Origin of the sequence: Streptomyces sp. NPDC058274, from assembly GCF_042881375.1 — a bacterium.
Lineage (GTDB): Bacteria > Actinomycetota > Actinomycetes > Streptomycetales > Streptomycetaceae > Streptomyces.
This window is the reverse complement of sequence record NZ_JBHVXW010000013.1, coordinates 1-21,968: the sequence shown is the minus strand read 5'-3', so window position 1 is coordinate 21,968 and position 21,968 is coordinate 1. Positions and strand designations below refer to the sequence as shown.

Here is a 21,968-nt window from a genome sequence, read left to right as displayed (position 1 = left end):
GGAAGGCCGCCATGACCAGCACCCATCTGACCCCGATCCAGACCCTCCCGGCCTCCGGCGCCCGGGCCGCGCAACCCATCCGGGTGGGCGGCCTGGAGCTGCTCGCGATTCCCCAACTGGCGTACGACATCCCGGGGCAGCCCGCCCATATGAACGGCGGCGACAGCGAGACCGAGCTGCTGTTGCTGCGCCGGTCAGGCGACCGGTTCGAGCCGTGGGGGGCGCTGCCCGCGCCGGGCGGCGAGGACGCCGAGTTCTTCACCATCGGGGACCGGGCGTTCCTCGCGGTGGCCAGCATCCGCAGCGGCGCCGGACCCTACGACTTCACGGTCGCGTCCATGGTGCACGAATGGGACGGGGCTCGGTTCGTGCCCTTCCAGGCGTTCGACGCCTTCGCCGCGAAGCAGTGGCGGCACTTCACCGTCGACGGCCGGCACTTCCTCGCGCTGGCGCAGGGCGTCGCGGTGCCGGAAACAGCCGGCCTGAACCGGCCCTCCGTCATCTACGTCTGGGACGGCACGCGGTTCACGCACTTCCAGGACATCCCCTCGCAATGGGCTTACAACTGGCGCGCGTTCACCGTGGGCGGCCACACGATGCTCGCGCACGCCGACCATGCCGGGCCCAGCGTCCTCTACCGCTGGGACGGAGGGCGGTTCGTCGCGCACCAGGAGCTCGCGTCGGCGCGCGGCCGGGCGTTCGCCACCTTCGACGACCCCGGCGGTGGCGGTACGTATCTGGCGGTGGCCTGTATCGACGACGGATCGCAGCTGCTGCGCTGGGACCCGGCGGGCGAGCGGTTCGTGGAGCACCAGAAGCTCGCCGGGGCGGGCGCGCGGGAGCTCGCCGTCGTACGCACCGACCGCGGGCTGTATCTGATCCGGGTCAACTTCATCGTCGGTACTCCGGCCGATCCGACGGCCGCGCTGATGTCGCAGGTTTACCGGTGGGACGGGGAACGGCTGGACGTGGTCGAGGAGTTCGCCACGACCGGCGGTACCGACGTCGCCGTGCTGGACAGCGCCTCGGGTCCGCTGATCGTGCAGACCAACGCCCTCGCGGCGGACCTGCGCTTCGCCGCGGAGAGCCGCGTCTACCGGTTCACGGACTGACGCCCGCCGGCTCGCCCGGACCGCACGTCACCCGCCGCCGTGCCGGCCCCTGCCCTTGTGAAAGAGAGAGCTCCATGTCAGAGCACGAGAGCCCCGAACTCATCGACCTGTTCACCGCGTACACCGCGGGCCCCCAGTCGATCGGCGCCCACCTGCGCGCGGCGGCGGCCCGGGCGCACGCGCACGATCCCCTCCTGGTGGTGACGGGCGCCGACATGGCTCTGTATCCCGGGAGCGGCCGACCGCCGACCGTGCTGCCGTACCGGCTCAGCAATCGCGGCTTCAAGGAGCTGGCCGCCGTCTCGCACCTGGGCACGGCGCTGGCCTCGCTCGTCGAGCTCTACCAGCACGATCCGGGCGGAGTCTGGCGGGCCGACGCCGAGCACCTGCTGCACCAGGTCCGGCGTTCGCGTGCGGCCAACAGCACCGCCCTGTGGCGTGACCGGATCGCGGCCGTCGCCCACCGGGGGCGGGAGGAGGCCATCGCGACGATGGTCGACTACGCGTGCGCGGTCACCGAGCGCCATCTCGTACGCGCCCTGGCCGACCCGTCCTGCCTCAGCCACCGGACGCTGCGCGAGGAGTATCTCGAGGACGGCCACCCGGAGCTTCCGGTGTCCTTCAACCGGATCATGGTCGCCACGTTCTTCCTGGTCGGGATGGACAACGCGCACCGGCTCATCGCGTGGTGCGACCGGCAGGGCATCGACTGGGCCCGCACCATGGTGGTCGTCGTCGGGCAGATCGGACGCCCCACCGCCGGCGTGACCTGGCGCACGAACGGTGTCGCCGGCACGGTGCTGGCCGCCTCCCGGCACACGCTGCCGCTGGACCGCCTCTACATCGCCCCGCACGCCCCCGGGTTCGCCACTCCCGTCGGCGGAGACCTGACGGAGGTCGCCGCGCTCGAACCGGTCCTGCGTCAGCTGTGGGCCGGCACCAGGGTGACGGTGGAGCTCGGCGGGGCGATGTTCGAGGGCTATCCGGCGTTCTCCCCCGGGGACGACCGTCCCGGCCACCTGGGGGCGGCCCGGACCGTCAGCCGGGCCGACGAGGTCATCACCGAGCAACCGCGCATCCGTTCACCCAAGGACTGGTTCACCCTCGTCACCCGGCTGCGCCTGGTCATGGAGGACCCGCGTCAGCTGCTGTCCGGCGCGGTCACCGACTACGCCGCCCAGCAGCTCATCGACCACGGCAACGACCCTCTTGCCGTCACCGTCCCGGGCCTGGACGACGAGCCCTATCCCGCCTACGGATCCGTCTCCGCGGCGGCCTGACCCGAAAGCGACTCCCCCCATGTCTCAACTCCCGCATTCCCGCCGGTTCCTGGAGCGGCTGCACGCCGGTGAACCCACCCTCATGCTGACCGTGCGCACCAGCCGCACCATGGACGTCGTCCACATCGCCCGCTCCACCGGACACCACGGCATCATGGTCGACCTCGAGCACTCCACCATGTCCACCGATGTCGCCGCCCAGCTGTGCGCCGCAGCCGACAGCCTCGGGGTCACCGCACTGGTCCGCGTCCCCGAGCGCGAATACGGCATGATCGGCCGGGTTCTCGACGGTGGCGCCCACGGGATCATCGCGCCCCGCATCGAAACGGTCGAGCAGGCCCGCGACGTCGCCCGCGCCTGCCGTTTCGCCCCGCGCGGGCAGCGCTCCCAGACGAACATGGTGCCCCAGCTGGGCCTGCGTCCCATGCCGGCACGGGAGTTGAACCCGGCCCTCGACGACGCGACGATCGTGCAGATCCTGCTGGAGACGCCGGCCGGCATCGCCAACGCGGAGGCGATCGCCGCCCTCGACGGCGTGGACATGCTCGCGCTGGGTGCGAACGACTTCACCGCGGAGCTGGGAGTGCCGGGCCAGTACGACGACCCGCGCGTCCGCGAGGCCGTCCGGACGCTGGCGGACGCGTGCCGCAAGCACGGCAAGCTCATGGTCCTCGGCGGCATCGGCGACCGGGCGCTCCTCGACTCGCTCGTGCCGCTCGGCGTGTGCGCCCTGCGTATCACCGGCACCGACACGGCACTGCTGTTCGAGGGCGCCCGGGCACACGCCGAGCGCGCGCTCGCCCCCCACGACCGGTAGACCCCTCCGAGAGTCAGGAAGACCAGTGTCCCGAGAACTTCCCAAGCCGCTGCCCATGCGAGTCGCCGAGAGCAACACGCTGCCCCGCTTCCGGGTCCCGCCGAACAGCTGCGACACGCACTTCCATGTCTTCGAGACGGGCTACGCGTCCGTGCCCGACCCGCTGTACTCGTTTCCCGACGGCAGCCTCCAGCAGTATCTGCGGATGACCGAATGGCTCGGCATCGAGCGCGTGGTCCTCGTGCAGCCCACCTACTACGGCACCGACAACAGCCTGCTGGCCGACGTCCTGAAGAACATCGGGCCGCGCTGCCGAGGAGTCGTCCGCATCGAGGAGGACACCCCGGACCGGGAACTCGACGCCTTCCACGAGCTGGGGGTGCGGGCGATCCGTCTCGACCTGTTCGCCCGGGAGTCCTGGCCGACCGCCGACATCATCGCCTACGTCCGCAGGATGGCGGACCGGGCCCGGCCGCGCGGCTGGCACCTCCAGTTCTACACGCCGGGAACCGTCGTACGAGATCTGCTGCCCTTCCTCGGCGACCTCGAGGACACCTTCGTCATCGACCACATGGGCTACATGAAGGAGTCGGACGGGCTGACGCAGGCCGACTTCGACCGTCTGGTGCGGGTGCTCGACGGCGGAAGCTGCTACATCAAACTGTCCGGTCCGTACCGCATCGCCAAGGACCGGCCGCTGTCCACCGTCGAGCCCCTGGGCCGGGCGCTGGTGGCGGCCCGGCCCGACCGGCTGGTGTGGGGCTCGGACTGGCCGCATCTGATCGACGGCCGGCGGGACACCGGCGAACTGCTGAACCTGCTGGCCGACTGGGCCCCGGACGAGGCCGACCGCCACCAGATCCTGGTCGACTCGCCGGCCCGGCTCTTCTACACCGACTGACCGTCGGCCGACCACCGACCAGCAAAGCCCGGGGAGAGTGAGTGAGTTGAGCACGTCCGAGGACCGGCCGACCCCGAAGGCAGGCCGGCTTCCCGCGGAGGAGGGGCCGGCGCTGCCCTCGGCGCCGGGGCTGACGGGCCCGGCGCCGTTCCGCGTGGCGAGCACCGTCGCGCCCTCCGACACCGGCACGAGCATCGTGATCGACGTGGACGCGATCGCCCAGATGGAGAACGGCCGGGTCGAGCTGGGCGAACGGCGTGGCATCACCTTCGCCGAGCGCACGCTCGCCGACGGAACCGTCCTCGCCCTGAAACTGGACCTGTTGCTGCCGAAGGCCGCGGACACCGCCCTGCCGGTGGTCGTCCATGTTCCCGGTGGGGCGTTCCTGGTCGCGGCGAGGGACAGTCCGGACGAGCGGCGCCGGAACGTGGCCGAGGCGGGTTTCGCGGTGGCCAGTGTCGAGTACCGCACCACGCTGCAGGGGGCCGTCTGGACCGATGGCGTCTCGGATGTGAAGTCGGCGATCCGTCATCTGCGCGCCCACGCCGACGAGTACGGGATCGACGCCGACCGGATCGCGGTGTGGGGAGAGTCGGCCGGCGGCTATCTCGCCGCGATGGTGGGCGTGACCAACGGCCTCCCCCGGTTCGACCGCGGCGACCACCTCGACCGGAGCAGTGAGGTGGTCGCCGTGGTCGACATGTTCGGTGCCGCCGATCTCGGCGCCATCGCGGCTGACTTCGACGACGAGACCCAGGAGTTCTTCCGCGGCCCGGACAACAGCATCGCCTGGTACGTCTGCGGCCGGGACAGCGGCAGCGCCCTCGCGGACGATCCCGACGCCGTGACCCGCGCCGACCCGGCCACGTACGTCAGTGCCTCCACTCCCCCGTTCCTGCTGTTCCACGGCACCGACGACCGTCTCGTCTCGCCGAGTCAGACGCTGACCCTGCACAACGCGCTGCGCGCGGCCGGGGCCGACAGCACGCGCTGGGTCATCCAGGGCGCGGGGCACGGCGACATGGCCTTCCTCGGCGATCAGGAGGCGGTACTGCCGTGGTCGTCCCAGCAGGTGATGAGCGTTCTGATCGACTTCCTGCGCTCCCGCCTGACGCCGTAGGGGGCGGGCGGGCCGGCACGGCTCACGCGACGGCCGGTTTGAGGACGTAGCCGCAGCCGCGCACCGTGTGGATCATCGGGGCGCGGCCCACGTCCACCTTCTTGCGCAGGTACGAGATGTACAGCTCGACGACCTGGGCGTGCCGGCCGTAGTCGCGGGACCAGACCGACTCCAGGATCACGCTCTTGCTGAGGACGCGCCGGGGGTGACGCATCAGCAGGAGCAGCAGCTCGTACTCGGTGGGCGACAGGTCGATCGCCTGTCCGTCCCGGGCGACGGCGTGCGCGTCCTCGTCGAGTATCAGGTCGCCGACGGTCAGCCGCCCGCGGTTCGCGTCCCGGCGGTCGGTGCCGGAGGTGCGCAGCAGCCCGTGCAGCCGGGTGCTGACCTCCTCCAGGCTGAGCGGCTTGGCGACGTAGTCGTCGCGGCCCGAGCGCAGACCCGCGATCCGGTCGTCGGCGGTGTCCCGGGCCGTGAGGAACAGGACGCGTACCAGCGGGAGTTCGGCCCGCAGATCGCGCAGGACGCTGATGCCGTCGCCGTCCGGCAGCATGACGTCGAGCAACACCGCGTCCGGGCGGAACTGCCGTGCGGCGCGGACGGCCGAGGCCCGGTCGGTCGCGGGCCGCGCGTCGAAGCCCTCACGGACGAGCACACCGCAGAGCACCTCGGTGAGACGGGGTTCGTCGTCGACCACGAGCACCCGTACGGCGGTGCCGTCGATGCGGGCGGGCGAAGCGGCGGCGGTCCCGGCGTCCGGGCGGTGGGCAGTCATCGTGCCCAAAGGATTAGCGCTTCCGTCTGAGATTCCCCTTAAGGCCGGCGGGCGGAGGGCGGTGGGACGACCCGGGGGTCGCGCGCCCCAGCGACGCCGCACCGCTCCCGGTCGGCGAGGGGGAACCGACAGGGATCACTAGGCGGCAGAACGTGAACGAATGCCCCGAGGTTATGATCGAAACGAGCGCCCGAGCGAGCGCAGGCGCCCGTATCCGTCGCCCGCACGACGTATTCCTCCCGGCAGGGAACATCCCGCTCTCGCGCCCGACGCTCCGCGCGTGCGCCCGGGCCACCGCCTCCGCTGCCGCCCCATCGGCTCCGGCAGCACAGAAGTACGAGGCGGCTGCGGGTATACGTGGTGCAGATGGGGCCCGGACGGTCATGCTGTAGGTAATCGAAGATCGGCGGAGCGGACCCTGGCGGTGCCGGAGGCGCGCCGGAAGGAGCGGCTGGAATGCACGGGTACGCATCCGGAATGAGCGACGGAGCCACTGCGGCACCGGGCGGACTGCTCGATCTTCTGCAGGTGGCGGCCGTGGTGCTGGACGGTGACGGCCTCGTCGTCCTCTGGAGCCCCGAAGCCGAACAACTGCTCGGATATGTGGCCGACGAAGCCCTCAATCGCAGGGCCGACTCGCTCCTGGTGTCACCCGAGAAGCGGCACAAGTCCCGGCAGCTCTTCGAGCAGGTGCGCTCGGGCGCGGGCTGGGCGGGCGTCTTCCCGCTTCTGCACAAGGACGGCACGGAAGTCCCGGTCGAGTTCCGCACCATGCGTCTGCACGACAGCCAGGGGCAGATACATCTGCTGGGCCTGGCCGCGGACGCCACGACGGTACGCGGCGTGGAGCGGGATCTCGCCCTGTCGCACAGCCTGGTCCACCAGACGCCGGTGGGGATCGGTGTGTTCGACACCGACCTCAAATGGGTCAGCGTCAACCCGGCCCTGGAGCAGATCAACGGCCTGACCGAAGCGGAGATACTCGGACGCCGTGTCCGGGAGGTGCTGCCGAACCTGGACTTCGAGGCGATCGAGTCGCGGCTGCGGCACGTGCTGGTCACGGGCAGACCGCTGCTAGATCAGCAGACCATCGGCCGGACGGCCGCGGACACCCAGGACCGGGCGTACTCCGAGTCGTACCACCGCATCGAGGACGCCGAGGGCCGGGTTCTGGGCCTGGCGATGGCCGTCATCGACGTCACCGAACGGCAGCAGGCGGCGACCGAGGTGTCCCAGGCCCGCGAACGCCTGTCCATGATCGCGGACGCGGGCGCGCGGATCGGGACCACGCTGGATCTTCAGCAGACGGCCCGGGAGCTCGCCGACGTGGCGGTACCGCACCTGGCCGACCTGGCGGCCGTCGACGTACTGGAGACCGTCGTCAGCCATGGCACCACCGCCGCGGTCACGGGTGACGAGCATGCCGAGTTCCGGGCGCTCGCGGTGGCGGCCGGGTATCTCACCGACGCGATCCATGCCGCGGACCCGGTGGGAGAGCTGGCCACCTACAGTTCGTCGCGGATCATCACCCAGTGCGTCCGCGAGGCACGGCCGGTCCTGGTGGAGCACGTGAACCCGGCGATGATGCGGCGCATCGCCAGGGACTCGCACGCCGCGCAGGCGCTGCACACGGCAGGCGTCCACTCGTATCTGGCCGTTCCGCTGGTCGCCCGCGGGGAAGTGCTCGGCACCCTCAGCCTGTACCGCACCGTGAACACCCGGCCCTTCGACGCACAGGACCGCATCCTCGCCTCGGAGCTCGCCGCGCGGGCGGCCATCTGTGTCGACAACGCCCGGCTGTACGGACGCGAGCGCACCGCGGCCCTGACCCTCCAGCGCAGCCTGCTGCCCGCCGCGCCCGCGGAGCACGCGGGACTGGAGATCGCCGCCCGCTATCTCCCGGCCCTGAGCGAGGTCGGCGGGGACTGGTACGACGTCCTCCCGCTGGGTCCCGGCCGCACCGGCCTGATCGTCGGCGACGTGATGGGCAAGGGAGTCCAAGCCGCCGCGGTCATGGGGCAGTTGAGTACGGCGACCCGCGCACTGGCCCGCCTCGACCTGCCCCCCGCCGAGTTGCTGCGCCACCTCGACGACATCACGGGATCCCTCGGCGACACGATCGCCACCTGCGTCTACGCGGTGTGCGATCTGGGCCGGGGCACCTGTGAACTGTCCAGCGCCGGCCATCTGCCGCCGGTCATGATCCGCCCCGACAACAGTGCCGAACTCCTCGACGTGCCGGGCGGTGTGCCGCTGGGTGTCGGCGGCGTGGACTTCGGGACCATGGAGCACGAGATGGCTCCGGGCTCGCTGCTCGCCCTGTACACCGACGGGCTGGTGGAGAACCGCAGCGATCCCATCGACACCGGACTCGCGACCCTCACCCGGCTCCTCCAGGGCACCCAACGCCCGCTGGAGGCGACGAGCGACATGCTGCTCGCCGCGCTGCGCCCCGAACCCGACGACGATGTCGCCCTGCTGCTGGTCCGCCGGCGCGACTGACCCCGCCGTGCCGCCTGGACCAGGGCGTGTCCGCGCCGGGCGCCCGCCCTGGGTCAGGCGGTGAGCCGGATACGGATTCCGACCGTGCCGCTCTCGCCGCGGCGCAGCCGGCTGCCGAGAAGGGTCAGCCGGCCGATGAGACCGTACTTGCCGGCGATGAGCTTCCGGTAGCGGGCGGTCTCCGCCGCGTCCAGGATCTCGGCCGTGGCGGGGAGCTGGGCGCCGGTCGGGTGGCCGCGCATGTCGCAGGGGCCGGCCTGGACGTCCGGGCGGTTGCGGATCCGCTTCACCTTGCCGGTGTCCGTACCCGTCCAGACGCCCAGCGCGTCGCCGTCGCGGATCACCCAGAGCGGAGTCGCGACACCCCTGCCGTTCTTCCGGTAGCTGGTGATCAGCAGGTATCTGCCTGCCGCGAGTGTGTCCAGCGGGGAATCGTCCATACCTCGAGTCTAGGCGGCCGACCGGCCGTGGCGACGGGCCGGCCGCCGGTGCTCAGGACAACTGGCCGTCGTAGTCGGGCAGCTTGAAGGTGCGCTCGGCGTGACCGCCGACCAGGTCCGAGTCGTTGTTGCCGACGTTCGCGATGATCGTGTAGCCCTGTGCCTCGATGGCCGCGCGCTCACCGGTCTTGTAGGCGCTGACCTCGTCGAACAGGTCCGGCAGGTCACGTACGAACAGGCCGGTCACCGGGTATCCCACGGTCTTGAGGTTCCACTCGGTCTCGCTCGCGATGATGCCCGGCCGGGCGGTGACGAAGAAGACGGCGACACCACGGGAATCGGCGTAGCGCGCCAGTGCCAGCGAGGCCTGGACCGCGGGGGTGGGCAGCTCGTACCAGGAGTGGAAGTCCGTCTCCAGCGTGGTGTTGTCGATGTCGAAGACGAGCGCGAGCTTCTGTCCGCCGGCGCCGGCGGTGCGCTGCTGCACGTAGGGCAGCGCCTGGTCGATGACGGTCTGCACGTCGCTCTGCCACGTTGCGTAGTCGACCTCGGCAGCCTGCACGGCCGTCGCGGCCGGAGCCGCGGCCGCGGTCTGCGTGGCGGCGACCGTCCCGCCCAGACCCAGCGCCACGACCATCGAGACCGCGCCGATCCGGCGCCCCACACCGCGTCCTGTCATTCCTGTCCCCTTCTCGTCCCGGTGCGGCGAGAAGGATCTCCACGCCGCGTAAGCCATGCTCACGACAAAGGGTAGAGGGAAAGCGACCTGCGGGTTACCGATTGGTAGCGCCTTCTCGTCCCTTGAGAAGACCGACGCCACGGTGGACCGTCGGGCGGTCGCGGGGAGATGATCCCCGCAGTCGGCCGTCGGGCAGCCGGTGTCAGCGGCGCGTCCTGCCGAGGACCGGCCGGTACCGGCGCTTTTCCACCCGCCGAATACGGCCCCCGGGGTGGAAAAGGCAACTCCGCCGTCTAGATTGCCCGTTGACACCAAATTTCGTGGAACTCCAGGAGTTGACCCCGTGACCGAGAACAAGGCAGCCGAGGAACACCCCTCCGAGTCGGTGCGCAGCCGCATCGTCACGACGCAGCCGCACACGGCCCGGATCTGGAACTACTGGCTGGGCGGCAAGGACAACTACGAGGTGGACCGCGCGGCCGGGGACCAGATCCGTCAGCTGCACCCCGGAATCGGTGACTACGCCCAGGCCGACCGGCTGTTCCTGGGGCGGGCCGTGCACCATCTGGTGGCCGACCGCGGGATCCGCCAGTTCCTCGACATCGGCACGGGCCTGCCGACCGCCGACAACACCCACGAGGTCGCCCAGCGCCTCGCCCCGGACGCACGGATCGTCTACGTCGACAACGACCCGCTCGTGCTGGCACACGCCCGTGCGCTGCTGACCAGCACGCCGGAGGGCACCACCGACTACCTCGACGAGGATCTGCGCAATGTGGACTCCATCCTCGAACACGCCGCCAAAACTCTCGACTTCAGCAAGCCGATCGGGCTGATGCTGCTCGGCGTCGTCATCTTCGTCGGTGACGACGACGAGGCGTACGGCCTGGTGCGCCGCCTTCTGGAGGCCCTCCCCTCCGGCAGCCACCTGGTTCTCTCGCACACCATCACCAGCCCCGAGATGCCCGACGTGGACGCCGCCGTGGCCTTCTGGAACGAGCACGGCACCCCGAAGCTGACCCAGCGCACCCCGGAGGCGGTCGCCCGCTTCTTCGACGGCCTCGAGCTCCTCGAACCGGGCGTGGTCTCCTGCTCGCGCTGGCGCCCGGAGGACACGTCCGGCGACGCTCCGGACGAGGTGGCCATGTTCGGCGGAGTCGGGCGCAAGCCCTGATGCACCCCGGGGAGAGCGGGCCGAGCGGCACCGCATCGGAGGAAGAGCGATGACCTCGGTCGACTGGGTCAGACTCCAGCTGGACGTGGACGCGTTCGACGCGCAGCGCTTCCAGCCGTACGTCGACCGATGCCGCACGTCCGGGATCCGGCTCACGACCCTCGCCGACGAGGGCGACACCCCGGAGCACCGCCGAGCCCTCTACGAGCTCAACAAGGAGTGCTCGGCGGACATCCCGGAGCGCGGGGAGTTCTACCCGTACGAGGAGTACCACCGGCTGCGGTTCGAGGTGCCGGCCTACGATCCGCGCGGGGTCGTGCTGGCGCTGGACGGCGGCACCTGGATCGGGCTGGCCGTCACCTCCGACCACCGGTCGTCCGGGTTCGTCTTCAACGAGATGACGGGGGTACGGGCCTCGTTCCGTGGCCGGGGCGTCTCCGTGGCGATGAAGACGTTCGGGATGGGCTTCGCCGGGCTGTGCGGGGTGCGCACGGTACGCACCTTCCACCATCCCGCCAACGCGAGTGCCATCGCGATGAACCGGACGCTCGGGTACATCGACGCCGAGTGGTGAACACCGGGGCGTGGACGCACGTATGAGAGGAGGGCGCTCGACCGGTGCCCGGCGGCGGTGACGCCGCGCAGTCCGGCTTCGGGAGCCATCGATGAGGCACGCACGACGACGGATCGTCCAACGGGGGGCGCGACTCGCGGCCGTCGGCGGACTCCTCTGGGGAGGGCTGATGGTCACCCAGGCCATGGCCGACGAACCGTCAGGACCCGCGCGTGCCACCTCCGGAACCTCCGCGCAGGCCGCCGCCGGCCTGGTCACCCGCCTCGGTACGTCCCGCACGGCGGGCAGTTGGATCGGCACGGACGGACGGCCGGTCGTCGCGGTGACGGACGCGGACACGGCGGCCGAGGTCGAGAAGGCGGGGGCCCGTCCCAAGGTCGTCGACCACAGCATGCAGGAGCTCAAGTCCGCGACGGAGAGCCTGAGTTCGGCGCCCCGGGTCGCGGGCACCTCCTGGGCCGTCGACTACGCGCACAACGAGGTGGTGGTGCGGGGCGACAGCACCGTCTCCACCTCCGACTGGTCCCGGATGACGAAGCTCGCCGACGGCCTCGGCGGCTCCGTACGCATGGAGCGGACCGAGGGCACGTTCACCACACGGCTGAACGGCGCGCAGCCCATCTTCTCGACCGGCGGGCGCTGTTCGGCGGGCTTCAACGTGACCAACGGACAGAGCCAGTTCATCCTCACGGCCGGGCACTGCGGCCCGGCCGGCTCCGTCTGGTTCGCGGACAGCGGGGGCGCCCAACAGGTGGGCCGGACGATCACCGATTCGTTCCCGGGCAGTGACTTCTCACTCGTGCAGTACACCAACGGCCAGCCGGACGCGGGCAGCAATGTCGTCGCGGTCGGCGACGGCAAGGGAGTGCGGATCAACGGAGCCGCCGACGCGGTCGTCGGTCAGCGGGTCTTCCGCAGCGGCAGCACCAGCGGGCTCCACGACGGCAAGGTGACCGCGCTCAACGCGACGGTCAACTACCCCGAGGGCACGGTCACCGGACTCATCGAGACCACCGTGTGCGCCGAACCGGGTGACAGCGGTGGCCCGTTGTTCTCGGACGGCGTGGCTCTCGGGGTGACGTCCGGCGGCAACGGCGACTGCGCGGCGGGCGGTACGACGTTCTTCCAGCCGGTGATCAAGGCGATGAACGAGCTGGGCGTGCGGCTGGCCGGACTGCCGCAGGCCGCGGCCAGTGCGGGTGGCCAGGCCGCGGCCGACCCGTCGGCCTCGCAGGGCGCCGCCGCGCCGGGCTCCGCGCAACCTGGCGCCGTCGAGCCCGTCGACACCGCCGACGGATCCGGCACGCTCGTCTCCCGGCTGACGAATCCGCAGAACGTCGGCCCGGGTCTGCTGGTCATCGCAGGAAGCATCATCGCGCTGGTCGCGACCCGCTACATCCGGACGGAGCAGGAACGCAGCCGCTACCGGCGCCACTATTCACAGAGTTGGGGTTGATCCGGAGTTGGGGTTGATCCGGCGTTGGGATTGCTCCGCCTCGCGGGGCGGGCGGCCGGGCGTTCGCCGCGCGGTGGCCGGGCCCGCGGCGGCGACCGTGAAAGGTCGTCGCCGCGATGGCGGATGGTGGAGTGTCAGGCCGTCTCGGTGGAGACGCCCTCACGCGGCCTGCGTGGGGCGCGGGGAGGCCGCCGCCCATTCCAGGACGAGCCGCTGGTATTCCCGCCGCTCGTCCATGGTCAGCGTCCCGCCCGTCCGGAACCAGAGAGCCCGGATCTCCTCGTTGACCTCGGCGGCAGAGCGCGCCGAGGAGGTTTCAGGAGTGGTGGACATGATGTGAAGCATACGGCGCCTGGCGTGAAGACGATGTGAGTAATGACGCGTCTACGGGCAATCCGGACCGTGAAGCTGATCACGCCTGTTCGCCCGTGAGCGGATCTGAGATCCTCCCGCCGGTCGCATACGTGACCGGGGTCACCGAACGAGGGGGCGGGTTGGCGCCGCAGGTCAGGTGCCCGGCTTGCGGCCGTACACGAACACGTCGTCGCCGTTCTTCAGCAGCGACCAGTACTTCTTCGCGGTGGCGGTGGTCATGTTGACGCAGCCGTGCGAGCCGGGCGGGTTCCACATGCTGAGGCCCACCGAGTGGAAGGCCTGGCCCCCGTCGAAGAACTGGCTGTACGGCATCGGCACGTTGTAGATGTTCGAGACGTGGTCGATGTCACGCCAGTAGATCTGCTTCAGGCCGGTGCGGGTCTCGTAGCCGTCGCGCCCGGTGCGGACCGGCACCGGACCGTAGACGAGCGTGCTGCCGTCCTGGATCCAGCTGAGCTGCAGCGTGAGGTTGACGCAGGCGATACGGCCCTTGTTGACCGGGCACTTGCCGTCCTTGTTGGGGTTGTTCCCGACGGCCTTCTGCTTGTTCATGAGATCCATCACGCCCCAGGTGACGGATCCCGCGTACCCGATGTTCGGGGTGATGCCGTGCTTGGTCTGGAAGGCCTTGGTGGCCTTGCAGTCGGCGGCGGACTGCCGGCCGTCGACCGGGCGGCCGAGGAACTTCTCCACCTGCTTCTGATACGGGCCGGTCTGTGTCGTACAGCTCGCGGCCTGGGCCGGTGCCGCGCCCAGCGCGAGTGTGAGCGGTGCCACCAGTCCGGCGACGCCGAGTGCGACGGCTCCCCGTCTGCGTATGTCCCCCATGATCGGGCCCTTCCCCTTGTACGGTGCTTGGATCTCTGCCTGCTAGACCGGCCGCCGGATGCATCGGTTGTAGCGCCCGCCACACTGCGACGAAACGGTGACATCCCTTGTCGCTGAGGGGGCCCACGGGGTCTTCGGCCGGGGGCGACCAGTGGGAGATCCTGCCCTGGCACCGTAACAGGGGGCGAAACGGACGGAACTCGTTCCGGGGGGCGGTGACCGGCGTACCCGGCCGGGGACGACGCCGGGACCCCGGCTGACACCTGCCGTCCCACGCCGAGAGGTGGAGTCACACACCGGCGCGGGCCACGAGCAGCTGCTGGAAAAAGCTCGTCTGCTGTGGCGTCCGCCACTCCGGGCCGACAAACCCGGCCTCGGCTGTGAAGTCGGCCGGCCGGTCCCGGCCGAGTGCCCAGGAGGTGGTCCGGCGGACCCGGACACGCCACTCTCCGCCTGCGGGAAGGAGCTGGAAGTGCTCCAAGTCGTGGTGCGCGCCGTCGTCGTGCCAGTGCCAGAGCTGGAAGGTGACGGTTCGCTCCTCACCGTCGCCGTGGTCGACGTTGCCGTGGACTTGTGGAGGCGTCGAAGCCGGGGGGTCGCGCAGCAGGTCGTCGTAGGGGCGGGTGCTGACCAGATCAGGTGGTAGTCGTCAGCCGTCAACGCCGGCGCCGTGACAGCCGGCTGCTCCGCGTCGCCGGATCCACGGCCGGGGCCTGGGCCTGTTGCTCGGGCAGGGTGCGACGCGTGCGGACCGGGGAGAGGAACACGGGCAGGAAGGCGGTGGCGAGGAAGGCTCCGCCGAGCCACAGGGTGGCGTGGACTCCGGCGAGTTGGCCGGTCAGGCCGGAGATGGCGGCGCCGAGGGCGAGCGCGCCGGTGAGGACGAAGCGGAAGGTGGCGTTCATGCGGCCGAGGAGCGCGTCGGGCGTCATCCGCTGGCGTAGGGTCACACCGAGGACGTTGTCCATGCCCGTCTTGAACATGGCCAGCACCCAGCCGGTGGCGGCGATCCAGAACCAGGGGCCGTTGCCGACCAGGGGCACCAGCAGGCCGGCCGGAGCGATGCAGAGGCCGAAGAGGCCCAGGGTCCGGCCGTAGCCGAAACGCGTGGCGAGGGGACGGGCGCAGCGGGCGCCGAGCAGCAGGCCGACGCCGCCTGCCGCCCAGTACAGGCCCAGCACCCCTGCGGGCAGGCCGAGTTCGCGGTAGAAGAGCACCGGAAGCATGGTGTTGATGATCTGGGAGCCCAGGTTGTTGAGGGCGGCCGTGAGCGCCAGGGCCCGGAGCTCCCTGTTGCCGAAGACGTGCCGCAGACCCTCGGCTATCTGGACGCCGAGACGTACGGAAGGCCGTGGCGGAGGGGTGACCGAGCCGCGTACGAAGGTCAGTTGCACGGCCGAGGCCAGATAGGTGACCGCCGTGCAGAGCACGGCCACCGGTGCGGTGAGCAGCTGGACAAGGCCACCGCCCGCGCCGCGCCCCGCCACGTTGCTCACCGCCATCAGGCTCACCAGAGCCGCGTTCGCCCGCACCAGGGCCTGACGGCCGACCAGTTGGGGCAGCGCGCTCTGCGAGCCGATGTCGAAGAAGACGGTGGCGCAGCCGTTCAGCAGGACCACCGCGTACAACTGGCCGAGGCTGAGCGCGTCCAGCCACCAGGCGATCGGCACCGAGGCGAACAGGACCGCGCGGGCCAGGTCCGCCACGATCAGCACCCGCCGGTGACGCATCCGGTCGACCCACGCGCCGGCGGGCAGCCCGATGAGCAGGAAGGCGAGGGTGCTCAACGTGGCCAGCGCGCCGACCTGTCCGGGGTTCGCGTCGAGCGCGGCCACGGCGATCAGGGGTACGGCGACATAGCTGATGTTGGTGCCCAGCTGGCTGAGCGTGGTCGCCGCGAACAGGGTGCGGAAGTCGGCTGTCCGCCAAGGGGAGTCGGTCTGCATGGCCCGTTCGTCCGGTGGAGGCGCCCGCGTCCGGTGCGGCGGCCTGTATCCGTGAACGGTGCCCGACACCGACTCCGCAGCACAAGTGAAAAGAACTACAGGGACCTTTAAGGGCTACTACCGTGTCAGAGGTCTGCCGCCTGCGTGCGATCGAACACCGCGTGCGCACGGGCAGCACGGGCAGCACGGGCAGCGCGGGCAGCGGCCGTCGTCTCAGCGATAGCCGCTCGTGTCCGCCGGCTTGCCGGGGTCCTGGACCTCGACCAGGTAGCGCCAGGCGTCGGGCCGGCTGCCGTCGCGGTCGGTGAAACCGTAGGTGCGGGCCAGGCCGCCGCTGGAGAGGGACTCGCCGTTCCAGCGGGCGCGTTCGGGGTCGGCGGCCAGGGCGGCCACGGCGCGGCCCACGTAGAACGGGGTCTCGGAGATGGCGAAGTGCGGGACACGTTCCAGGGCGTCACGCCAGTTGTCCTCGGTCACGCCGAAGTTCTCCAGCATCATCTCGGAGCGCAGCCAGCCGGGTGTGAGGGCGACGGCGGTGGCACCGCGCGGTCCGAGTTCGCGGCCGAGGGCGTACGCCATGCGCAGGACGGACGACTTGGCGAGGTCGTAGAAGAAGGAGACGCGATAGTTGGCCCGGTTGTACTCGGCGGTGCCGTCCGTCATCTCGACGACCAGTCCCCCGGGGTGGCGCAGCAGCAGCGGGAGCGCGTGATGGCTGGTGATCGCGTGGGTCTCGACGCCGAGCCGCAGCAGCCGCAGACCGTTGTCGAGGTCGTGCTCCCAGACCGGGGTGTCCCACTCGAAGAGCCGTTCACCGCCCCAGATGTCGTTGACCAGGATGTCGAGCCGGCCCTGTTCGTCCGCGATGCGGTCCACGAGCGCACGGACCTCGGAGGGCACGAGATGATCGGTGGGTACGGCGATCCCCCGGCCGCCGGCCGCGGTCACCAGGTCCGCCGTGTCCTCGATGGTCTCTGTCCGGTCGTACTCCGACCGCCGTTCGCGCGTACTGCGTCCCGTCACGTAGACGACGGCGCCGGCCGCGCCCAGTTCTACGGCGATGCCGCGTCCCGCGCCCCGGGTCGCCCCCGCGACCAGCGCGATCCTGCCTTCCAGCGCCCCTGCCATGCCAGGCCTCCCATGTCCGTGACTGCCACCTTGACGGACGCCTCGCCCGTACCGGCGTCACGACGAGGGTGTCGTGAAAGCCGGACACCTTCTGTCGCCTTTCTCGGACGACTTGTCCCGAGCGGCGCGGCTCAGGGCAGCCGGAGCACGTCGTACGCCATGAGCGCCACGTGGAGTTCGCTGCGCCGCTCGCCGGATTCGAGGTCGCAGCCGAGGAGCCGTTCGACGGAGCGCAGTCGCTGGTAGAGCGTCTGGCGTGACAGCTCGCCGCGCCGCGCGGCGACCGTCTTGTTTCCGGCGGCGTCCAGATAGTGGCGGAGCGTGGTGAGCAGGTCGGTGTGATGCCGGCTGTCGTGGTCGGCGATGCGGCCGAGCGTGCGTTCCGCGTAGTCCTGGATCCGGGTGTCCCCGCGCAGGGCGTACAGCAGCTGACGCAGACCGATGTCGGCGAGCTCGTGGAAGGACTTCTCCGGGGCGGCCCGCTGGTTGCCGGCGGTGGCCGCAGTGGCCGGCGCGGGCAGGACCGCCTCCGCCACCCGGGCCGCCTCACGGAACGAGCGGGCCGCTTCAGGCAGTTCGGCGACCTCGCAGCCGACGCTCAGGACAGCGTGCGGACAGACGTGCAGCACGGCACGCGCGAGCCGCTCGACGGCGGTGCGCCAGGGCGCCTGGGCGGGGCGCAGGGCCAGCAGACCGGCGACGCGCCCCGGCGAGAGTTCCCCGGTGAGCGCGGGGATCTGGGCCGTCGTCAGCTCCTTTGCCAGCAGCGCCTCCACCGCCTCGCCGTCCGCCTCGCTCCGGGTGTCCACCACGACGGCCAGGTAGCGGCAGTCCTCGGTCGGCAGGCCCAGTGCGGCGGCGCGGGCCCGGGCCTCACCGGCGGAGCGGTGCCTTTGCCCGGCGATGTCCCGCAGGGCCCCGCGATGCGCGCCGCGCTCCCACGTGGTGGCGTGCACCAGGCGGGCGATGGTCAGGCTCATCGCCGTCCGCTCCAGCACGGTCACGTCCTCCGGGCCGAAGGGACGTGCGCCGGGCGCGGGGAGCATCACGACGCGGCCCCAGCGTTCGCCCCGGAAGGCGACGGGCGCGAGCAGCCATCCCCCGGGGCCGCGCACCGCCGTACTCTCACCGCCCGGGGTCACGCGGGAGCGTTCCTCCCAGTCGGTGAGGGCGTCCTCGACGGTGCCGCCGGAGGGTTCGCAGAACATCACCCGGTGCACCAGGTTCTCCAGTACGACAGTGTGGCCGCTCATCTCCGCCGCCGCCCGCACGACGTCCTCCGGGCCGGCGCCGCGCAGTGTCAGCGCGGTGAACGCCTCGTGGATCCGCTGGGTCCTGCGCGTCGCCTCCGTCTGGTTGCCGAGGACGAGCGTGTGGACGACCTGGGTGACCTCCAGGAAGTTGACGTCCCGCGCGAGCGTGACGAGCGGCAGGTCCCGGGTGCGGCAGGCCCGGACCAGGGCCTCGGGCGGCCGGTGGTAGCGCCGAACGAGTTCGATGACCAGGGCGGCGGCCCCGATGTCGGCGAGCTCGTCGACGTACCGGCGCACCCGTCCCGGCTCCTCCGGCAGCGGCATGCCCGTGGTGAGGACCAGCTCGCCGCCCTTGAGGAAGGAGGCGGGATCCGTCAGTTCGGTGATGTGGACCCAGCGGACCGGCCGGTCCAGCCGTGCCGCACCGGCGACGACCTGGGGCCGGCCCGCGGCCAGCACGGGCAGGGCGAGCACGTCGGCGACGGTGAGCGGCCGGCCTGACCCCGCACTCCCGGCCGCGGGCGCGTGCGGGGGCGAGTGGTCCTCGGTCACGGTGCCTCCCGCCTTCCGGACACTGTGACAGCGCCCGCTGACCTGCGCACGATCCCCGGGGCCGGGGCCGGGGCCCGGCCCGCCACCGACGCCTGCCCCGGCCGGCGCCGGTTGACACTCCGTCCAAACCCCGGTGGCGGGGCGGACACATCGGGCGGGGTCGCGGCAGGGCCCGGCGGAGATGCTCGAAGCGCGGAAGCGATCCACGACCGAGGCCCCCTAGCTCTGGGAGACCACCATGACCGCACTGTCGCCGCACCTCCGCCAGGCCACCCCCGTGGTCGCGGTCCGGGGCGAGGGCGTCCATCTGTACGGCGAGGACGGCCGCCGCTATCTCGACTTCACCGCCGGCATCGGCGTCACCAGCACCGGGCACTGTCACCCCCGGGTGGTGGCCGCCGCGCAGGAGCAGGTGGGCACACTCATCCACGGTCAGTACACGACGGTCCTGCACCGGCCGCTGCGGCAGCTGGTCGAGAAGCTCGGCGAGGTACTTCCGGCCGGCCTGGACAGTCTGTTCTTCTCCAACTCGGGCAGCGAGGCGGTGGAGTCGGCGCTGCGGCTGGCCCGGCAGGCGACCGGACGGCCCAACGTGCTGGTGTGCCACGGCGGTTTCCACGGCCGTACCGTCGCCGCCGCCTCGATGACCACCTCCGGCACCCGCTTCCGTTCGGGGTTCTCGCCGCTGATGAGCGGAGTGGTCGTCACCCCGTTCCCGACCGCCTTCCGCTACGGCTGGGACGAGGAGACGGCCACCCGGTTCGCCCTCCGGGAGCTGGACTACACGCTCCGGACGATCTCCTCGCCCGACGACACGGCCGCGGTCGTCGTCGAGCCGGTGCTCGGTGAGGGCGGGTATGTGCCCGCGACGCGCGCCTTCCTGGAGGGCCTGCGCGAGCGCGCCGACCGGCACGGCTTCCTGCTGATCCTGGACGAGGTGCAGACCGGCGTCGGCCGCACCGGGCGGTTCTGGGGCCACGACCACTTCGGAGTCGTACCGGACGTCCTCGTCACCGCCAAGGGCCTGGCCAGCGGCTTCCCGCTGTCCGGGATCGCCGCCTCCGAGGAGCTGATGCGCAAGGCCTGGCCGGGCTCGCAGGGCGGTACGTACGGCGCCAACGCGGTGGCCTGCGCCGCGGCCTGCGCCACCCTCGATGTCGTACGCGACGAGAAGCTGGTGGAGAACGCCGAGGCGATGGGTGCGCGGCTGCGGGCCGGACTGGAGACGGTCGCCGCTACGACACCGGCTGTCGGGGACGTACGGGGCCTGGGCCTCATGCTCGGCTCCGAATTCGTCACGCCGGACGGCTCCCCCGATGCCGGGACCGCCGCGCGCGTCCAACGGGCCGCCGTGGACGAGGGGTTGCTCCTGCTGCTGTGCGGGGCCTGGAACCAGGTGGTGCGGATGATCCCCGCGCTGGTGATCGACGAGACGTCGGTGGACGAGGGGCTGCGGGCCTGGACCGCCGCCGTGGCAGCCGGGACCGGAACCCGATGACGGACGACCGCCCCCGACCGGCGAGGAGGACGCCGTGACCACCGGCCAGGAGGATCCCGTGAGCATTCTGAACGACGTACCAAAGCAGCTGTTCATCGGCGGCAGTTGGCGGGACGCACTCGACGGCGGCACCTTCGCCGTGGAGGACCCGGCGACCGGCGCGGTCATCGGCCGGGTCGCGGACGCCGGCCCCAAGGACGCCCGTCTCGCCGAGGACGCGGCCGTCGAGGCACAGGACGAGTGGGCGCGCACGGCACCCCGCGCACGCAGTGAGATCCTGCGCCGCGCCTACGAGCTCGTCGTGTCCCGCTCCGAAGAGCTGGCCCTGCTGATGACGTCGGAGATGGGCAAGCCGCTGGCGGAGGCGGGGGGGCGAAGTGGCGTACGCGGCCGAGTTCTTCCGCTGGTTCTCGGAGGAGGCTGTCCGCATCGACGGCGGTTTCGGCATCCTGCCGGACGGCCGCAACCGGATGCTGCTGATGCGTCGTCCGGTCGGACCGTGTCTGCTCGTCACCCCCTGGAACTTCCCGCTGGCGATGGGCGCCCGCAAGATCGGCCCGGCGATCGCCGCGGGCTGCACGATGGTGCTCAAACCGGCGCCGCAGACCCCGCTGTCGAGCCTCGCGCTGGCCGGGATCCTGCGGGAGGCGGGGCTGCCGGACGGAGTGCTGAACGTCGTCAGCACCTCCCGGGCCGGTGAGGTCGTCGAGCCGCTGCTGCGCGGCGGGCGGATCCGCAAACTGTCGTTCACCGGCTCCACGCAGGTCGGGCGGCTGCTGCTCGCGCAGTGCGCCGACACGGTCGTCCGCACCTCGATGGAGCTGGGCGGCAACGCGCCGTTCCTGGTCTTCGACGACGCCGATCTGGACGCGGCCGTCGAGGGGGCGATGACGGCCAAGATGCGCAACATGGGCGAGGCCTGCACCGCCGCCAACCGTTTCTTCGTCCACCGTTCGGTGGCGCAGGACTTCGGGCGGCGGCTCGCCGAGCGGATGGGAGCCCTGGTCGTCGGGCCGGGAACCGCACAGGGCGTGGACGTCGGGCCGCTGATCGACGACGCGGGCCGCGCCAAGGTCGCGGACCTGGTGGCCGACGCCGTGGGGCGGGGCGCCCGGGTCCTGGTCGGCGGCACCGCGCCGGACGGTCCGGGGCACTTCTATCCGCCGACGGTGCTGGCGGAGGTGGATCCCGGCAGCCGTCTGATGGAGACGGAGATCTTCGGCCCGGTGGCCGCCATCCTGGTCTTCGACGAGGAGGACGAGGCCGTGCGCCGGGCCAACGACACCCCGTGGGGCCTGGTCGGCTATGTCTTCACCGAGGGCCTTGACCGTGCCCTGCGCGTCAGCGAGCGGCTGGAGGTGGGCATGGTCGGGGTCAACACCGGGCTGGTCTCCAACCCCGCGGCGCCGTTCGGCGGCGTCAAGCAGTCCGGGCTCGGACGGGAGGGCGGCCGGGTCGGGATCGATGAGTTCCTGGAGTACAAGTACCTTGCGGTGCCGGTGCGTTGAGGCATCCGTCCGCCCTCGTGGCGGCGACGGCCGCCCGGCCTGCTGACCGG

General features: G+C 71.4%; 18 protein-coding genes and 1 pseudogene. 11 read left to right on the top strand and 8 right to left on the bottom strand.

The window, feature by feature from the left end; all coding sequences use genetic code 11:
- Positions 1-11: 11 nt before the first annotated feature.
- The 5 genes from ACFVYF_RS23965 (at position 12) to ACFVYF_RS23945 (ending at position 5,230) form a co-directional block, all read left to right on the top strand.
- A complete protein-coding gene (locus tag ACFVYF_RS23965) occupies positions 12-1,112 on the top strand; it encodes a hypothetical protein (protein ID WP_389458392.1) in 1,101 nt (366 codons plus the stop codon).
- Positions 1,113-1,186: 74 nt separating this feature from the next.
- Entirely contained in the window at positions 1,187-2,392 is a 1,206-nt protein-coding gene (locus ACFVYF_RS23960; protein WP_389458390.1) for a DUF5624 domain-containing protein, read from the top strand.
- 19 nt (positions 2,393-2,411) lie between these two features.
- Entirely contained in the window at positions 2,412-3,209 is a 798-nt protein-coding gene (locus tag ACFVYF_RS23955; protein WP_389458388.1) for an HpcH/HpaI aldolase/citrate lyase family protein, read from the top strand.
- 25 nt (positions 3,210-3,234) lie between these two features.
- A complete protein-coding gene (locus tag ACFVYF_RS23950) occupies positions 3,235-4,110 on the top strand; it encodes an amidohydrolase family protein (protein WP_389458386.1) in 876 nt (291 codons plus the stop codon).
- A gap of 46 nt (positions 4,111-4,156) precedes the next feature.
- Entirely contained in the window at positions 4,157-5,230 is a 1,074-nt protein-coding gene (locus tag ACFVYF_RS23945; protein ID WP_389458384.1) for a prolyl oligopeptidase family serine peptidase, read from the top strand.
- Positions 5,231-5,252: 22 nt separating this feature from the next.
- Here ACFVYF_RS23945 and ACFVYF_RS23940 read toward each other — a convergent pair whose 3' ends face one another.
- Positions 5,253-6,005: a response regulator transcription factor gene (locus ACFVYF_RS23940; protein WP_389458382.1), complete on the bottom strand. Its 753-nt coding sequence runs from the start codon at positions 6,003-6,005 to the stop codon at positions 5,253-5,255.
- 456 nt (positions 6,006-6,461) lie between these two features.
- Here ACFVYF_RS23940 and ACFVYF_RS23935 point away from each other — a divergent pair, with 456 nt between their 5' ends.
- A complete protein-coding gene (locus ACFVYF_RS23935; protein ID WP_389458380.1) occupies positions 6,462-8,507 on the top strand; it encodes a SpoIIE family protein phosphatase in 2,046 nt (681 codons plus the stop codon).
- Positions 8,508-8,560: 53 nt separating this feature from the next.
- Here ACFVYF_RS23935 and ACFVYF_RS23930 read toward each other — a convergent pair whose 3' ends face one another.
- Both ACFVYF_RS23930 and ACFVYF_RS23925 read right to left on the bottom strand, forming a co-directional pair.
- Positions 8,561-8,947, bottom strand: a complete 387-nt coding sequence (locus ACFVYF_RS23930) for a PPOX class F420-dependent oxidoreductase (protein WP_389458378.1) — start codon at positions 8,945-8,947, stop codon at positions 8,561-8,563.
- A 52-nt stretch (positions 8,948-8,999) separates the two neighbouring features.
- The gene (locus ACFVYF_RS23925; protein WP_389458376.1) at positions 9,000-9,626 is read right to left on the bottom strand and encodes an HAD family acid phosphatase; all 627 of its coding nucleotides are present in this window, start codon (positions 9,624-9,626) and stop codon (positions 9,000-9,002) included.
- Between the two features lie 343 nt (positions 9,627-9,969).
- Between ACFVYF_RS23925 and ACFVYF_RS23920 the strand changes: the two genes are divergently transcribed.
- The 3 genes from ACFVYF_RS23920 (at position 9,970) to ACFVYF_RS23910 (ending at position 12,830) form a co-directional block, all read left to right on the top strand.
- On the top strand, positions 9,970-10,800 hold the full coding sequence (locus ACFVYF_RS23920; RefSeq protein WP_389458374.1) for an SAM-dependent methyltransferase: 831 nt from the start codon (positions 9,970-9,972) through the stop codon (positions 10,798-10,800).
- Positions 10,801-10,849: 49 nt separating this feature from the next.
- A complete protein-coding gene (locus ACFVYF_RS23915) occupies positions 10,850-11,374 on the top strand; it encodes a GNAT family N-acetyltransferase (RefSeq protein ID WP_389458371.1) in 525 nt (174 codons plus the stop codon).
- Positions 11,375-11,465: 91 nt separating this feature from the next.
- Positions 11,466-12,830 carry a S1 family peptidase gene (locus tag ACFVYF_RS23910; RefSeq protein ID WP_389458369.1) on the top strand — a complete coding sequence of 455 codons (1,365 nt, stop codon included), beginning with the start codon at positions 11,466-11,468 and terminating at the stop codon, positions 12,828-12,830.
- Positions 12,831-12,989: 159 nt separating this feature from the next.
- Here ACFVYF_RS23910 and ACFVYF_RS23905 read toward each other — a convergent pair whose 3' ends face one another.
- From ACFVYF_RS23905 to ACFVYF_RS23885, 5 genes are all read right to left on the bottom strand, one after another.
- Entirely contained in the window at positions 12,990-13,175 is a 186-nt protein-coding gene (locus ACFVYF_RS23905) for a hypothetical protein (protein ID WP_389458367.1), read from the bottom strand.
- A gap of 162 nt (positions 13,176-13,337) precedes the next feature.
- A complete protein-coding gene (locus ACFVYF_RS23900) occupies positions 13,338-14,033 on the bottom strand; it encodes a L,D-transpeptidase family protein (protein ID WP_389458365.1) in 696 nt (231 codons plus the stop codon).
- 656 nt (positions 14,034-14,689) lie between these two features.
- Positions 14,690-15,979, bottom strand: coding sequence for an MFS transporter (locus tag ACFVYF_RS23895; protein ID WP_389458363.1), 1,290 nt, complete (start codon positions 15,977-15,979; stop codon positions 14,690-14,692).
- Between the two features lie 213 nt (positions 15,980-16,192).
- Positions 16,193-17,107: an SDR family oxidoreductase gene (locus tag ACFVYF_RS23890; protein ID WP_389458361.1), complete on the bottom strand. Its 915-nt coding sequence runs from the start codon at positions 17,105-17,107 to the stop codon at positions 16,193-16,195.
- 131 nt (positions 17,108-17,238) lie between these two features.
- Positions 17,239-18,912: a PucR family transcriptional regulator gene (locus ACFVYF_RS23885; protein ID WP_389458359.1), complete on the bottom strand. Its 1,674-nt coding sequence runs from the start codon at positions 18,910-18,912 to the stop codon at positions 17,239-17,241.
- 238 nt (positions 18,913-19,150) lie between these two features.
- On the opposite strand from ACFVYF_RS23885, the gene ACFVYF_RS23880 reads away from it, so the two are divergent.
- Both ACFVYF_RS23880 and ACFVYF_RS23875 read left to right on the top strand, forming a co-directional pair.
- The gene (locus ACFVYF_RS23880) at positions 19,151-20,410 is read left to right on the top strand and encodes an aspartate aminotransferase family protein (RefSeq protein ID WP_389458357.1); all 1,260 of its coding nucleotides are present in this window, start codon (positions 19,151-19,153) and stop codon (positions 20,408-20,410) included.
- Positions 20,411-20,477: 67 nt separating this feature from the next.
- Positions 20,478-21,918: pseudogene (locus ACFVYF_RS23875) on the top strand (NAD-dependent succinate-semialdehyde dehydrogenase).
- Positions 21,919-21,968: the final 50 nt, after the last annotated feature.

What these genes read in the sequence shown, in the direction of transcription:
- ACFVYF_RS23965 (WP_389458392.1), top strand. Translation starts at nt 12, where the DNA reads ATGACCAGCACCCATCTGACCCCGATCCAGACCCTCCCGGCCTCCGGC.
- ACFVYF_RS23960 (WP_389458390.1), top strand. Translation starts at nt 1,187, where the DNA reads ATGTCAGAGCACGAGAGCCCCGAACTCATCGACCTGTTCACCGCGTAC.
- ACFVYF_RS23905 (WP_389458367.1), bottom strand. Translation starts at nt 13,175, where the DNA reads ATGCTTCACATCATGTCCACCACTCCTGAAACCTCCTCGGCGCGCTCT.
- ACFVYF_RS23940 (WP_389458382.1), bottom strand. Translation starts at nt 6,005, where the DNA reads ATGACTGCCCACCGCCCGGACGCCGGGACCGCCGCCGCTTCGCCCGCC.
- ACFVYF_RS23935 (WP_389458380.1), top strand. Translation starts at nt 6,462, where the DNA reads ATGCACGGGTACGCATCCGGAATGAGCGACGGAGCCACTGCGGCACCG.
- ACFVYF_RS23930 (WP_389458378.1), bottom strand. Translation starts at nt 8,947, where the DNA reads ATGGACGATTCCCCGCTGGACACACTCGCGGCAGGCAGATACCTGCTG.
- ACFVYF_RS23895 (WP_389458363.1), bottom strand. Translation starts at nt 15,979, where the DNA reads ATGCAGACCGACTCCCCTTGGCGGACAGCCGACTTCCGCACCCTGTTC.
- ACFVYF_RS23880 (WP_389458357.1), top strand. Translation starts at nt 19,151, where the DNA reads ATGACCGCACTGTCGCCGCACCTCCGCCAGGCCACCCCCGTGGTCGCG.
- ACFVYF_RS23925 (WP_389458376.1), bottom strand. Translation starts at nt 9,626, where the DNA reads ATGACAGGACGCGGTGTGGGGCGCCGGATCGGCGCGGTCTCGATGGTC.
- ACFVYF_RS23890 (WP_389458361.1), bottom strand. Translation starts at nt 17,107, where the DNA reads ATGGCAGGGGCGCTGGAAGGCAGGATCGCGCTGGTCGCGGGGGCGACC.
- ACFVYF_RS23910 (WP_389458369.1), top strand. Translation starts at nt 11,466, where the DNA reads ATGAGGCACGCACGACGACGGATCGTCCAACGGGGGGCGCGACTCGCG.
- ACFVYF_RS23915 (WP_389458371.1), top strand. Translation starts at nt 10,850, where the DNA reads ATGACCTCGGTCGACTGGGTCAGACTCCAGCTGGACGTGGACGCGTTC.
- ACFVYF_RS23955 (WP_389458388.1), top strand. Translation starts at nt 2,412, where the DNA reads ATGTCTCAACTCCCGCATTCCCGCCGGTTCCTGGAGCGGCTGCACGCC.
- ACFVYF_RS23900 (WP_389458365.1), bottom strand. Translation starts at nt 14,033, where the DNA reads ATGGGGGACATACGCAGACGGGGAGCCGTCGCACTCGGCGTCGCCGGA.